This window comes from Pseudomonas sp. AC247 (assembly GCF_979258015.1).
Map to the genome: position 1 here is coordinate 3,509,883 of NZ_OZ409829.1, position 12,983 is coordinate 3,522,865.

The following is a 12,983-nucleotide window of genomic DNA, read 5'->3' on the forward strand; positions in this document are numbered from 1 at the left end:
CGGACGAGCGCCGTTGTGTCGCCAGAAGACTTACTGGGTGACCAGCTCGACCGGTGTTTCGATCACGCCGTTGGCGCCGCTGTCGACTTTCTCGCCCTTGATGATTTTCAGCGCGGTTTCGATGCCGAATACGGCTTGCTTGGCAGCGAACTGGTCAGCAGTGGCCAACACACGGCCGTCTTTCAACATTGGCTTGATCGCATTGATGTTGTCGTAACCGACGACCTTCACCTGGCCAGCCTTGCCGGCAGCTCGTACGGCGGAAACGGCACCGACGGCCATGCTGTCGTTACCGGCCAGCAGCGCTTTGACGTCCGGGTATTCGCTGAGGATCGACGCAGCAACCTTGTTGCCCTTGTCGATTTCCCAGTCACCGGACTGCAGGGAAACGATCTTGATCTGCGCGGCGTCCATCGCATCTTTGAAGCCCGCGGTACGCTGCTGCGCGTTGGTCGTCGTCGAAACGCCTTCAATGATGCCGACTTCGTCACCGGCCTTGAGCTGCTTGGCCAGGTATTCGCCGACCAGACGCGCGCCTTTGCGGTTGTCCGGGCCTACGAAAGGCACGCTGATGTTTTTGCTTTTGACGATGGCCGGATCGAGCTGGTTGTCGATGTTGATCACGGTGATGCCGGCGTCGACGGCTTTCTTGATCACCGGCACCATGGCCTTGGAATCAGAAGGCGCGATCACCAGAGCATTGACCTTGGCCAGAATCATCTGCTCGACGATACGGGTCTGGCCAGCGGTGTCGGTTTCATCCTTGATGCCGTTGGAGATCAGGTCGAAATCGGCGGAGTGTTCTTTCTGGTAGGCCTTGGCGCCGTCTTCCATGGTCAGGAAGAATTCGTTGGCCAGGGATTTCATGACCAGCGCGACTTTGGGTTTTTCAGCAGATTCGGCGAACGCCGAGGAGACAGGTAGTGCGGCGGCTGTGGCAGCCAGCATAGCGACAGCAAGAAGGCGTCCAGCGAATGGCAGCTTCATGGGTTCACTCCGATCTTATGATTATTGTGAGCAACGCTTGCGCTGGCGTAAGCTAATTTGGCTTGTTCAACGGAATACTCCACCGAGAAAGCCGCGCAAACGTTTGCGTAGACCAGACTATGCGAATCCCGCCGACATTTGTCAACATTCAGAAATAGTAATTGTTGCAGGGCGAATCGCTCGATTCGCCCCACTGTCACGCCGTGGTGCTGATCAGGCCGCCGCTGCTGGAATCTTTTGCCAGCTCCTTGATCAGGTTGCCGGAAACTTCCGAGAGTGCACCGTTGGTATCAGCAATCTGCCCCTGAATCGACATGACTGCAGTCGCCTTGGCTTCCGGCGTTGGGTAACTTGCAGCTTGCGCGGCCGCCAGTTGTTGCTGCTGTTCCTGCAATTGTTTTTGCAGTTCCTGCATCCGCTTGAGCAGCATTTTTACCGCAATGCTTTGATCGCCGCCGCTCTGGGCCTTGCTTTCTTCCTGCGCGGCACCGCCAGTTCTGACCTGCTTGGAATCGCCTTCTTCCTTACCCAGCAACTGCGTGGAAGTCTCGGCAGTTGCATCGCTGAGCGCATTAACGGTGGCCGTGGACTTGCCGCCAATGGTGATAGCGCTGGCATTTGGAAAACCAACCGACAGTGACATGTTAACTCCTCAATAAATCCAGATTCCTTGAACACGCATCGGCCTGCACGGCGGTTTCTTTAGCCAAGAGCGGGAAACAACCGCCCCGATCACCGCTTGTACTTTTCGGTCAGCCGAACAACTACCCCGCCGGTGTTCGGAAACCCGGATGAGCGCTTCGTACCAACGATTCGACCATCTACAAAATATTGATGTAAATCATCAGGTTAAACATTTTTCTCCAGCATAGTACGTCTGGTACAGATCCTGCTCCCTCCTCTGCACCCCGGACATCCAGATCGGTTCGGGGTGTATCTAGATGAACCTGCATCAGCACCGTCTCACTACTAGAGAGAAAAATAATGAAATCTGCTTTCAACACCTTGGTTCCGGGCGCTTTGGCCCTCCTCCTGCTCCTGCCTACCGCCCTTCAGGCAAAAGAAGTCGAAACCCAGACCAAACTCGCCAATGTCGTGGTACTTGCCACCGGCGGTACCATCGCCGGCGCAGGCGCCAGCGCGGCCAACAGTGCGACCTATCAAGCGGCCAAGGTCGGCGTCGAGCAACTGATCGCCGGCATTCCCGAGCTGAGCAAGCTGGCAAATGTGCGTGGCGAACAAGTCATGCAGATCGCTTCCGAAAGCATCACCAACGACAACCTGCTGCAACTGGGGCGTCGCGTCGCCGAACTGGCTGACAGCAAAGACGTTGACGGCATCGTCATCACCCACGGCACCGACACCCTCGAAGAAACCGCGTACTTCCTCAACCTGGTGGAAAAAACCGACAAGCCGATCATCGTTGTCGGCTCGATGCGCCCGGGCACCGCCATGTCCGCCGACGGCATGCTCAACCTGTACAACGCCGTGGCCGTCGCCAGCAGCAAAGAAGCGCATGGCAAAGGCGTACTGGTGACCATGAACGACGAGATCCAGTCGGGTCGCGATGTCAGCAAAATGATCAACATCAAGACCGAAGCGTTCAAAAGCGCCTGGGGCCCACTGGGCATGGTGGTTGAAGGCAAATCCTACTGGTTCCGCTTGCCTGCCAAGCGCCACACCATGGATTCGGAATTCGACATCAAGAACATCAAGAGCCTGCCTGACGTAGAGATCGCCTATTCCTACGGCAACGTCAGCGACACTGCCTACAAAGCACTGGCGCAATCCGGCGCCAAGGCAATCATCCATGCCGGTACTGGCAACGGCTCGGTGTCCTCGCGCGTAGTGCCAACCCTGCAAGCACTGCGCAAGGACGGCGTGCAAATCATTCGCTCGTCCCACGTCAATGCCGGCGGTTTCGTTCTACGTAACGCCGAACAGCCTGACGACAAGTATGACTGGGTTGTCGCGCACGACTTGAACCCACAGAAAGCCCGCATCCTGGCCATGGTCGCACTGACCAAAACCAATGACAGCAAAGAGCTGCAGCGGATGTTCTGGGAATACTGATTGACCTTCGCCCGATCTGTTCTTGATCGGGCACTCTTCACGCCACTCGTTTACCGGGCGAGTGGTGTGTCGCCCACATCCCTCCTGCATTTTTCCTACAAAAAACACGACGCGCCTTACACCAAATTCGGAAAACCGCTGTCAGAGGATTTTCTTGAATTTTAAGCAGTTGCGAAAATGCTTACAGTTAAATACTGTATGCACGTACAGCTTAATAAGGATAACCTCGTGGCCACCTCCCCTGATGCTCCTGACGCTTTCGAACGCATGGGTCTGCGCGTTCAAAAAATCATCAACTCCCCTACCGCACAAAAAGCCAAAGCGGCGCTGATCTTCCGTCTGCCGGACGAGCCGATGGATGAGTGGGAGCGCCTGCTCGAGGAAATCGACGAGAACGACAACGTTACCCTTGCCTACCGCGACGACGGTGGCGTGCAGATTTTTTGGGTTGTGCCGAAGGAAGATTGATTCAATGAGTGTCCGCTGTTTTGCTTTGCTGTTGTTATCGTTCATCGCTTTTGGCGCCCAAGCTGGGGCGCCACGCACTTTTTCTGAAGCCAAGAAGGTTGCGTGGAAGCTCTACGCACCGCAGTCCACCGAGTTTTATTGCGGGTGCAAATACACTGGCAACAAGGTCGATCTGAAGGCGTGTGGTTACGTCCCGCGCAAGAATGCCAAGCGCGCGTCGCGCATCGAGTGGGAACACATTGTGCCGGCCTGGCAATTTGGCCATCAGCGCCAATGCTGGCAAGAAGGTGGGCGCAAGAACTGCACGCGTTACGACCCGACCTATCAAAAAGCCGAAGCCGATCTGCATAACCTGGTGCCAAGCATTGGCGAGGTCAATGGCGACCGCAGCAACTTCAGCTACGGCTGGCTGCCGGTGCAATCCGGGCAGTACGGTTCGTGCCTGACCCAGGTCGATTTCAAGGCGAAGAAGGTCATGCCTCGCCCGTCGATTCGCGGCATGATTGCCCGCACTTATTTCTACATGAGCAAGCAATATGGCTTGCGCCTGTCGAAACAGGATCGGCAATTGTATGAAGCCTGGGACAAGACTTACCCGGTGCAAGACTGGGAGCGCCAGCGCAATCAGAGCGTAGCGTGCGTGATGGGACGCGGTAACGAATTTGTCGGCCCGGTGAATCTGAAAACCTGCGGCTGAACAGACGCGTAAAAACAAAAGGCCCCGAGTGTGATGCTCGGGGCCTTTTCGTTTGTGACTAGCTGCCGGCCTTGTTGTAGCGCCAATAGCCCATCAGGTTGAGCGACTCGCGCGGGATGCCGCATTCCTTGATCAGGTACCGGCGCAAACTCATCACCGCTGCCGACTCACCAGCGATCCAGCCGTAAAATCCTTCAGGGGCGGTATCGGCAATTTCCCAGAGAATGTCTTTGTCGATATCGACATCGGCCAACTCGATTGCACGCCCCGCTGGCGATAAATGGACGGGCAAGGTCGCCTCACGCACGGCTTCCACCATCAGTGTTCCGGCGGCCGTTTCATTTGCCTGATCGCGAATCAACCACTGCACCGACAACCCCGGCCAGTCCGGCACGGCAAGCATGTCCTGAGCGCTGTCCACCTCGAAAAAGGCCTGCACCTGCGGCGGCTCGGCAAGCGCCGCCAACTCATCAAGAATGCCCATGGCCGCCGGCAGCGCCGTGGCGTCAGCAACCAACAATAATTGTTTGAGGATTTGCGGGGGCTTCCATTCGAATCCGCCGGCTTCCTGCGCTGAAAAATGATTGTCAGGGGCAAGAATCTGCATCGAATCGCCTGGCTGCGCACGCAACGCCCAACGTGAGGCCGGACCGGTTTCACCGTGCAGGACAAAATCGATATCCACTTCGCCCTGTTCGGCGCGCAGATGACGGATGGTGTAGGTGCGCATCGCGGGACGTCGATCGGCAAGCATCGACTTGAATCGAGCGTACCAGCCCTCTTCCTGGGCGAGACTTGATTGCGAACCGTCAGCGGCCGGAAAAAACAGCTTCACCCGCTGATCCGGTGCCCAAGTGGCCATTTCATTGACAGGTGAACCGGCGAGAGTGATCCGCATCATGTGCGGGCTCAGCCTGGTTTTACGGTGCAGGACAACATCGAACAATTTGTACGGATTGGCGGAGGCCATGGGGAGCTCCTTGTGGAAATCATCAGCGATTCCAATAGGAACGAATCGCGTTTGATTGCCTTTAGGCAGCTCCGCCGAACGGACCGCTTACGGGGTGAGCGGATGCTCGACCAGCACCGATTCAACGTTCTGCTTTTTCGCCTTCACCAAGGCGGCGTCCACTTGCACCTTTCGTGCTTCAGCCTCGGCCTGGGAATTGAACGGGCCAATCAGAATGCGCGTCTTGCCGCTGCTGTCCTTGATGACTGTGGGCACGAAGGCATGCTCGATCAGCCAGCCGCTCAAGTCGCTGACCGCTTGAGGCGTTTCACCGCGCACCTCAAGATCCCACTGCGGAGCAGAGGCCACCGCAGGCGCTGCTGTCACTGCCGTTTTCGGCTTCGGCACGTCTACACTCTTGCCTTCACCACAACCGGCCAAAACCAGTGCCGCGACTACCCAGACCAATTTGCGCACAACGCTTTCCTCGAAATTCTCAAAGCGGCGATCTTAACATTCAAAAATACTTCGCGAGCCCCGCAAAATGGGCACAAAACAACGAGATTGATGATTGCAGCCTCTGTATAGTTACGCCCTGGGAATTAATGCCGCATCTGCGCGTCAGAAAGAGGCACCCAAACCGTGAGACTTCGCACTAATCTATACGTACCACCGACCTCTGCACTGTCTGAATCAGGTGCCCTACAAAGCAATCAAGGAGAAGACCATGCTGATACTCACCCGCAAAGTCGGTGAAAGCATAAATATTGGTGATGACATTACGATCACCATCCTCGGCGTAAGCGGCCAACAAGTCCGCATCGGCATCAACGCTCCAAAAAACGTTGCCGTGCACCGTGAAGAAATTTATCAGCGCATTCAGGCTGGCCTGACCGCACCGGACAAGCCACAAACGCCCTGAGCCACATTGCAGTCAGTAGCCAGTTCTTTTACCTGCGCGTAATGACTGGCTAAAGATTCACGCGCCGTATTGCCACCCGCTTCCCAATCCCCTTGGGCACGGCGCCTGACACATGAGCCCCTTCACCCCCTCCTGTTCCGGCGATACTACCCGCCATGATTGAGTCTGGCTGTCGGACATTTCCGATAGGACTCAGCGAATTTGCCCTCCTAGCCAAATGTCACGCCACGCGCCATCCCAGTCGCTGCAATCACGATCAGCACCAACAAGAGCGCTTCAACATGACTGATTCGCGCAAACAACTTTGCCCGAGAGGTATCGAACGCCGTGCCGCGTGCTGAGGCAATGCGCCATTTGATCAACGTGATCATCGGTGCAAGCTCGACCAACAGAACCAGCACGAACAGCGTCATCTTCAGGTGGAACAGCGGCTGGTGGAGGTAATAGTCAGTGCCCTTTTCATAACCGCCGAAGGCACGCATTCCACCGGTGATCAGCAGAATCACGGCAGAAATACCCCACAGGTTATCGGCGATCAGTACACGACCGGCATCCGCCGTCCCAGCCGCCAGGCGATTGAATGCAATGCCTCGCGTGAGCACCGCCCAGAAACCCAAGGCAAACGCCAGTAGATGAATAGCAGCAAGCGACCAGTGAACCAGCATCGACACACTCCTGCGCAAAGAGTTGAAAATCGGCCAGTCAGTAGTAGTTGAAAAAGTATGGTTTTGCCCGTGTGCAATTGTCAGGACGACGGTAGCAATGCCAAATCGCAGGCAAAAAAAATCCCAAGCAGCTGATGGAAGCTTGGGATTTAAAAATGCATAAACCGTGGTGGTGAACGCGGGGCGAATGTTACTGAATCAATTGACGTGTAACAACTTATTTTTGATAACCGGTCGGTTAATAATCATCGTAAGTCATTCAATATCCACACTTTTTAAAAGGACGCTGGCGACAGACGGTCAAAAATCAACCGATCTGACAGTGTAAGAGTTGTTGACCACCGCTTCCGCGCAGGAGGATTATTCCCGCGCAAATTTACACGAACGGTAAACATTGAAAACTTCTTCGCCTATGGACAGGACGCCCTCGCCCTTCATTCGTCGTGGAGGCCTGCACAATCCACGCAAGCCGCGCCAGAACCCCACAAGCGTTGATGGCCGCGAAAAAATGAAACGCCAAACCCTGCTCATCAGCTTCTTGTGTTGCATCAGCCTCTTCGCCAACGCGACCGATGTCCCTATCAAGGAAGGCATGTCGTTTATAGGTGCGAGAAAAGCGCTGCTGCAAAGTGGCTGGCAACCTAACAAAACCTATTCCGGCGAATACGGTGTCGAAAACATCCTCGTGAGAAAAGGCTTTGTTGAAGTTGAATCCTGCTCCATGGGCGTTCAGTACTGCATCTTCAACTACACCAAAAACAACACCTGCCTGGGGGTTGGCACCGTCGGGGAAGAGACCAAGGACATGAGAATTTATTCGTGGAACTTTGAATGCCCTGACGTAGAACAGGAAAACCTTGAAAAGTGAGATGCCTCCCCGGCGCTTGCATCCTGCTTTGTTTCTCCAGCGCGCTTGCCTGCGCAACCGACATCCCGATTAAAAAAGGCATGCCGTTTCTATCCGCGCGAAAAGCATTGATCAAACACGGCTGGCAGCCAAGCGCACCAAAAGCGATGCAGCCCGTTGGCACTGCCGTAGAACTGGAAAGAATCGGCATTGTAGAAATCGAGCGATGCACCCAAGGCGTGCAATATTGCGAATTCCATTACCAAAAAAACAGCGAATGCCTGGGCATCTCGACGACGGGCGAAGAAGTTGAAGACCTGGTCGTTGATGCCTGGGACTTCAAGTGTCCGTAGACCCGCCCTGCACACCCGCGCTCACGGGACACAGGATGGTGGCGAGCATTTTCACAGTGTGGCCTGTCCATCCTTTGAGGCGATATCGATCACCTGCTCCGGGGACAGCACCTGCGAATAACTGACATCGTCAAAGTATTCGTCTGGCCAGAAAATCAAATCCGATATCCGCTCATTCGGAATGTTGATTTCCAGCATGCTCAGCCAGAACTCGACGTCATGATCGGCGCCATCGCCCTCCATGACCCTGCGAGCCAGTTCGATCAACTCTTGCCTGGTGATGTCTGCCACGCGCTGCTCGTAAGGCGTGGCCAGGATCTTGCGAACCCACGTATCGTGATCCTGACCACCATAAATGCCTTGGAAGTCGATGAACTCAAGCTCGGTCATGGCCTCACGATTGAATTGCGCCAACTGACTCAGCGTCTGCTCGGGGTGCCCGCAATCAATCTCTTGCGCCAGCTTGGTCAGCCGGGCAACCCGGGATTCATCCAGCACAGGCGGCATTAACTCGCTGCGAAGTTCCATTTCATCTCTCCATTTACTTGCTGTGCTTTGACGCTCTGCAGTGTGTTCGGTGGTCGTTTGCCCAAAACATTCCCAAAGCTTGCCCAAACGCCAGACAACAAAAAAGGGCCCACCTTTCGGTGGGCCCTTCTAGACCGCCCAGCAGAGCGGATTTTGTTTGGTAGGCGCGATTGGACTCGAACCAACGACCCCCACCATGTCAAGGTCTGCTCGAAGCGAGCTCCGAGCCCTGGTGCTCTTGGATTTCTCAGAACGCCCATTCACATCATGAGGCGTCAAAAATGGCTAACTTTCGCTTACTCCCATCCGGCAACTGGAACGCTCAGGTACGGGTTAAAGGTAAATCCCCCCAGTCAAAAACCTTCAGCACGAAGGCCGAAGCAGAACTATGGGCGAGACAGATCGAAGCCGTGACGGTGGATCGCAAGCATCACACTATATATACGCTGGGCATGACCTACTGCGAAACCATGCTGAAGGGCAAAGGCAGCTACGACCACGCACTGAAAATCGTGGAGCATCTGGGCAGACACTTCACACAGCCCATTCACGAAATAACGCCTCAGATGATCAACGACTTCAAGATCATGCGACTGAAAAAAGTGAAGCCATCGACGTGCAGGACGCAGCTTGCATTCATGTCACGTTTCTACAGGTTCGCTAAACGCGGATTGCTGATCGACATTCACAACCCTGTGAGTGATATCGCCCTACCGAAGCCAGACCGATCTTCTGACAAGGTGATCCGAGCGAGCGAGCTTGAGCGACTATTGGCGAAGCTCTCACCCACCATGAAGCTCATCGTTGAACTGGCTTATGAGACTGCCATGAGACGATCCGAAATTCTGAAGCTGACAAAAGACTGCCTCCACCTCAAGGACCGTATCGCTGATGTTATCGACGGGAAGAATGGTACACGGTCAGTTCCCCTCACCCACCGTGCGGTAGAGATTCTTGAACTCGCCCAACTTTGTGCCATTGTGGCACGCCACCCAAACGGTCAAGTGTTTACCGTTACACCGCACGCCGTTACTCAAGCCGTGCGCTTGGCACGTGTGAAGGCTGGCTTAGACAGCAGTGTCAGGCTACATCAACTCAGGCACACCAGAATCACCAACGTCGCAAAGAAAGGCTTCAACAATGCTCAGATCATGATTGTGTCAGGGCATAGAGATACACGATCCGTGGCGCGATACTCCCACCTCAATGTTAGGGACGTGCTGCACCTGATCGACTGATCAAACAGGGCGGGCAGCCATGATGAGATAGGAGTTGGCTGCCTCTCCCCTTCCAAATGATTCGTCAGCTCCAATGCAGCATGCTGAGCCACGACCCCAAGAAAACCTTTCACAGTTTCCGTCACACAATGATCGATGACTTAAGGAATGCTTGCGTACAAGATTCCCTGATCAAGCGTATCGCTAGTCACGAAGACTCTGCCGTGACATTCGGTGTTTACGGCAGCCGTATCCCGATAAAAGCTATGGTCGAAGCATTGGGACACCTTTCGCTGCTAAGCGATATCAACTCAACTTTGACACTCAAAGATAGCTAAAGAAAGCGCTTGACAAAGTTGCTCAACATATTGACAAAAGTGCGCTTCCTAGTGTAGAATGGTGCATATAAGGAGAGAGAGGCAACACCGCCTATCTGAGCACCCATTTACCAAGCTTAGCCATTTCCTTACCCCCTAATTTCAAAAGGTCTTACTTAACGGTTAGACCTTTTTTAATGTCTCGAAACAGACTTTTTAACAAACACTAAGCCTTTATTACCACCAATCCAATGGAGGGTCTATTATGTCCAAAACAAAACAATGTTCCAGTTGCGGAACAGCGCTAACCAATAAAAGAAGTCATGCCCGAACATGTTCAAATACTTGCCGCTGGCGGATTTGGCATGCAAAGCAATCAGCAGTGATTTCAGTTAAATTGATGTTCAATTTCACCAACTATGAAATCATTAAAGGTAATGCCGAAGCTGTTGGTGTATCGATCAGTGATTATCTACAAGCTCAAGCGATTGCAGGATGTGAGCAATGAGAGTGCAATTGAATGACAGGGCGGTCGCACACCTTGAGTTCATCATGGATTGTACGGGTTACACAAACAAGCAACACACGCTCCAAGTAATGCTTACGACGATTGCAAATAACCTGAGAGGCACTGGCCGGAAGAAATTGAACAACAAGGATGAATTGCTATGAGTGCTAGTCCGGATTACTTCAGTCGTGGTATTGCGAGAGCTTTTGAGCGACGACGTGCAATGCAACAACAAGCAAAGGAATGCACACAAGCTACACAGCAGATTGATACCGCCATTATAAATACTATTACTAAGCAATCAGCCAAGAAGCTTGATGGTGATGCATACAAAGAATCTCTACTGTGCAAGATGAGAGAACGGCTTGCACAAATGAAAGCAGATGATAACAACCAACAAACCAACCAATCATAAGGAATAATTTAATGACCAATACAGCTACCAATCCAAGGACACGCATATCAATCAAGGGTGCACCTAGGAAGTATGATGCTAACGAACTGCTACTACGCCAGCAGGCTTTTCACTCTATGTATCGGTCAACCGATCAAAATTGTGAGATGGTGCGGGGGGAGCTTCCATATCTCTTTCTTACTAGGGTGATTGAGAAATTCGGTGAGGGCTACATCTTGACCGATCGTTATCCTATGACTATGAGTAGCATGAACTATCACTGTCACATGATCAAACCGGAGCACTTGCAAACTGCCGACTTGGCGATCATTGATGAAAAAGTAAAGCAAGACTACATTGCTGAGTTGGAAACAGAGCTTGCCCAATACCGAGAACTCCTCACCAAGCAATTGTTGGAGAAAGCGGAACTGGCTGAGCAGAAAAAGCTGGCCGATAAACGAGCTAAGCTGCTTGCTGAAGTGGAGAAAGAGGTTAACGATGTTTGGGCCGAACTCGTAGTGCCTGACTAACACGGTGACGCCAGATAGAACCTCGTATAACGCGTTTACAGGTCGCTCCCCAATGCAACCCTACCCATCATCGCCCCGACAGCTTACCAAGGCTGTGCGGGGCTTTTACTTGCCGTCAGTTCCTCATGCGAGTGTAGCCGACTTCATTTACAGAACTCGTTTTCTTTAGAAAACTATTTTTTATTTAGAAAAGTCAAAGATGCTTGACGCCTTTTTTAGAGAATGTTTTCATTCGCTGGAGACGAGAACCCACACCGATTTGAATATCTTAACTTTCCCCAAACCCACTGGCAGCTACTGAGAGCAATGCCTATGAAATGAACTGAAAAAGGAGAAACAACAATGAAAATTCAGAATTCTGCCGCATCAAAATCGTTTAACACCGAACATGCTGCGAATGACGATGCTCGCACAGAGCGGGTTATTGCATTGCATGTCACAGGCATGTCTCGACGAAAGATTGCTGCTACCACAGGCGAAAGTGAACACTTCGTCCGCAAAGCTGTTATTGGCGTTCCTGTAACCAACAAACTCCCAACAACAGCATTCGACAAGTCAGTGAAGCAAATCTACGACCTCGCAACCAGAGCGCAAGGGGTCAAGGATTATGAACTCCGTAGCGTCCTCCACTCTGAATATGGTTGTGCATGGAACCATTCTGAAGGACGCTACGAAAGCTTGTTCGACAAACACACCATCAAACGTGTAAAGGCAAAGATAATGGAGCAGACAGTCACCAGTGGTCAAGACGCCAAATTCATACCGGACTGGGTTGACGAATCAGTTCCAACTGGAAGCCGCACCTCTCTTGAGCAGGCCGCGAGCGTGCTTTCCTCTCGCCTTGATGAACTGATAAATGAATTCATGTTTGAGTTCAGCGAGAATGATAGTAGCCAAGCCGTTATCAAACAACGATTCGCGGCTCGCCGCCACGTTCTCAAACTCATGAGTGGGTTGGGTGAAGAGCCCATCTCTGCACTACTCGAACGATCCAAGAAGGCTACTGACGCGCTTGAAGGAAGTTCCGACACCCCGGCATCGAAGCGAATTAAGGCTCGGCAGTCGGTCGATAAGTTTATTCCAGAGCCTAAGACACATGACTACTTCCTCGATTTCGCACAGGAACAAGGCTGGCTGAAAGCAGCGGCATGACTTCACCCAGTCGCGCCACCCATACCTTAGAGTGGGCGAGAAGGTATGAGCGAAGCGAAGAAACTTGTTATTCTGGAGGTCATCCAGAGGCATTATTTCTTCAGGGTAATACCCTGTGCAAGCACTCTAGGGAAAGTGAAAGAGAGATGTGCAAGCAAATCCACCAAGTAAAAAGCATGGATTCAAAGAATACTATTCTGTCGTTACGACAGATAATAACTATTCTGTTCCACAGCAGAATATCAAAAGCGGGTGGGCTTCGCTACTCCACCTCTCTAGAGCACTTCACTTCGTTCAGCTTGCTATCATGTCTATGCATTAGAGTTGATAAACTCTAGAAGTCACTCCTGATTGACAATGAGACCATGTCAGCAAC

Annotated in this window: 17 protein-coding genes and 1 pseudogene; 12 read left to right on the forward strand and 6 right to left on the reverse strand. The window is 52.8% G+C overall.

All coding sequences use genetic code 11. The annotated features are described in order from the left end of the window. Positions 1-30: 30 nt before the first annotated feature. The gene (locus ACZZ0B_RS15930) at positions 31-987 is read right to left on the reverse strand and encodes a sugar ABC transporter substrate-binding protein (protein WP_007913476.1); all 957 of its coding nucleotides are present in this window, start codon (positions 985-987) and stop codon (positions 31-33) included. 196 nt (positions 988-1,183) lie between these two features. After that, a complete protein-coding gene (locus ACZZ0B_RS15935) occupies positions 1,184-1,630 on the reverse strand; it encodes a hypothetical protein (RefSeq protein WP_463545734.1) in 447 nt (148 codons plus the stop codon). A gap of 341 nt (positions 1,631-1,971) precedes the next feature. Here ACZZ0B_RS15935 and ACZZ0B_RS15940 point away from each other — a divergent pair, with 341 nt between their 5' ends. The 3 genes from ACZZ0B_RS15940 to ACZZ0B_RS15950 all read left to right on the forward strand — a co-directional run bounded on the left by ACZZ0B_RS15940 (position 1,972) and on the right by ACZZ0B_RS15950 (position 4,225). Further along, entirely contained in the window at positions 1,972-3,060 is a 1,089-nt protein-coding gene (locus tag ACZZ0B_RS15940) for an asparaginase (RefSeq protein WP_008083255.1), read from the forward strand. A gap of 198 nt (positions 3,061-3,258) precedes the next feature. Further along, positions 3,259-3,528 (forward strand): DUF1654 domain-containing protein, encoded by a 270-nt coding sequence (locus ACZZ0B_RS15945; RefSeq protein ID WP_371924610.1) that lies wholly within the window; start codon positions 3,259-3,261, stop codon positions 3,526-3,528. A 4-nt stretch (positions 3,529-3,532) separates the two neighbouring features. After that, a complete protein-coding gene (locus ACZZ0B_RS15950) occupies positions 3,533-4,225 on the forward strand; it encodes an endonuclease (protein WP_008083251.1) in 693 nt (230 codons plus the stop codon). Positions 4,226-4,283: 58 nt separating this feature from the next. On the opposite strand, the gene ACZZ0B_RS15955 is transcribed toward ACZZ0B_RS15950, so the two are convergent. Together ACZZ0B_RS15955 and ACZZ0B_RS15960 are read right to left on the reverse strand one after the other, a co-directional pair. Beyond that, on the reverse strand, positions 4,284-5,195 hold the full coding sequence (locus ACZZ0B_RS15955) for a siderophore-interacting protein (RefSeq protein ID WP_463545735.1): 912 nt from the start codon (positions 5,193-5,195) through the stop codon (positions 4,284-4,286). An 87-nt stretch (positions 5,196-5,282) separates the two neighbouring features. Then, entirely contained in the window at positions 5,283-5,651 is a 369-nt protein-coding gene (locus ACZZ0B_RS15960; protein WP_008083248.1) for a hypothetical protein, read from the reverse strand. Positions 5,652-5,901: 250 nt separating this feature from the next. Here ACZZ0B_RS15960 and csrA point away from each other — a divergent pair, with 250 nt between their 5' ends. Continuing rightward, positions 5,902-6,096, forward strand: a complete 195-nt coding sequence (csrA, locus tag ACZZ0B_RS15965) for a carbon storage regulator CsrA (protein ID WP_003179932.1) — start codon at positions 5,902-5,904, stop codon at positions 6,094-6,096. Positions 6,097-6,305: 209 nt separating this feature from the next. Here csrA and ACZZ0B_RS15970 read toward each other — a convergent pair whose 3' ends face one another. After that, positions 6,306-6,761, reverse strand: a complete 456-nt coding sequence (locus ACZZ0B_RS15970) for a DUF2214 family protein (protein WP_463545736.1) — start codon at positions 6,759-6,761, stop codon at positions 6,306-6,308. A 394-nt stretch (positions 6,762-7,155) separates the two neighbouring features. On the opposite strand from ACZZ0B_RS15970, the gene ACZZ0B_RS15975 reads away from it, so the two are divergent. Beyond that, positions 7,156-7,629, forward strand: a complete 474-nt coding sequence (locus ACZZ0B_RS15975) for a hypothetical protein (protein ID WP_463545737.1) — start codon at positions 7,156-7,158, stop codon at positions 7,627-7,629. Continuing rightward, positions 7,626-7,961 carry a hypothetical protein gene (locus ACZZ0B_RS15980; protein ID WP_463545738.1) on the forward strand — a complete coding sequence of 112 codons (336 nt, stop codon included), beginning with the start codon at positions 7,626-7,628 and terminating at the stop codon, positions 7,959-7,961. The genes ACZZ0B_RS15975 and ACZZ0B_RS15980 overlap by 4 nt, the downstream gene beginning before the upstream one ends. 51 nt (positions 7,962-8,012) lie before the next feature. Here the strand turns inward: ACZZ0B_RS15980 and ACZZ0B_RS15985 are convergent, their stop codons facing one another. After that, positions 8,013-8,489: a hypothetical protein gene (locus ACZZ0B_RS15985; RefSeq protein WP_463545739.1), complete on the reverse strand. Its 477-nt coding sequence runs from the start codon at positions 8,487-8,489 to the stop codon at positions 8,013-8,015. Positions 8,490-8,770: 281 nt separating this feature from the next. Here ACZZ0B_RS15985 and ACZZ0B_RS15990 point away from each other — a divergent pair, with 281 nt between their 5' ends. The 6 genes and pseudogenes from ACZZ0B_RS15990 (at position 8,771) to ACZZ0B_RS16015 (ending at position 12,607) form a co-directional block, all read left to right on the forward strand. Next, positions 8,771-9,727: a tyrosine-type recombinase/integrase gene (locus tag ACZZ0B_RS15990; RefSeq protein WP_463545740.1), complete on the forward strand. Its 957-nt coding sequence runs from the start codon at positions 8,771-8,773 to the stop codon at positions 9,725-9,727. Between the two features lie 92 nt (positions 9,728-9,819). Next, a pseudogene (locus ACZZ0B_RS15995) lies at positions 9,820-10,044 on the forward strand (hypothetical protein); the annotation flags it as partial. Between the two features lie 244 nt (positions 10,045-10,288). Beyond that, the gene (locus ACZZ0B_RS16000) at positions 10,289-10,531 is read left to right on the forward strand and encodes a hypothetical protein (protein ID WP_463545741.1); all 243 of its coding nucleotides are present in this window, start codon (positions 10,289-10,291) and stop codon (positions 10,529-10,531) included. A gap of 160 nt (positions 10,532-10,691) precedes the next feature. Next, positions 10,692-10,946, forward strand: coding sequence for a hypothetical protein (locus ACZZ0B_RS16005; protein WP_463545742.1), 255 nt, complete (start codon positions 10,692-10,694; stop codon positions 10,944-10,946). An 11-nt stretch (positions 10,947-10,957) separates the two neighbouring features. Continuing rightward, entirely contained in the window at positions 10,958-11,455 is a 498-nt protein-coding gene (locus ACZZ0B_RS16010) for a hypothetical protein (RefSeq protein WP_463545743.1), read from the forward strand. A gap of 342 nt (positions 11,456-11,797) precedes the next feature. Continuing rightward, a complete protein-coding gene (locus ACZZ0B_RS16015; protein WP_463545744.1) occupies positions 11,798-12,607 on the forward strand; it encodes a hypothetical protein in 810 nt (269 codons plus the stop codon). Positions 12,608-12,983 lie beyond the last annotated feature (376 nt).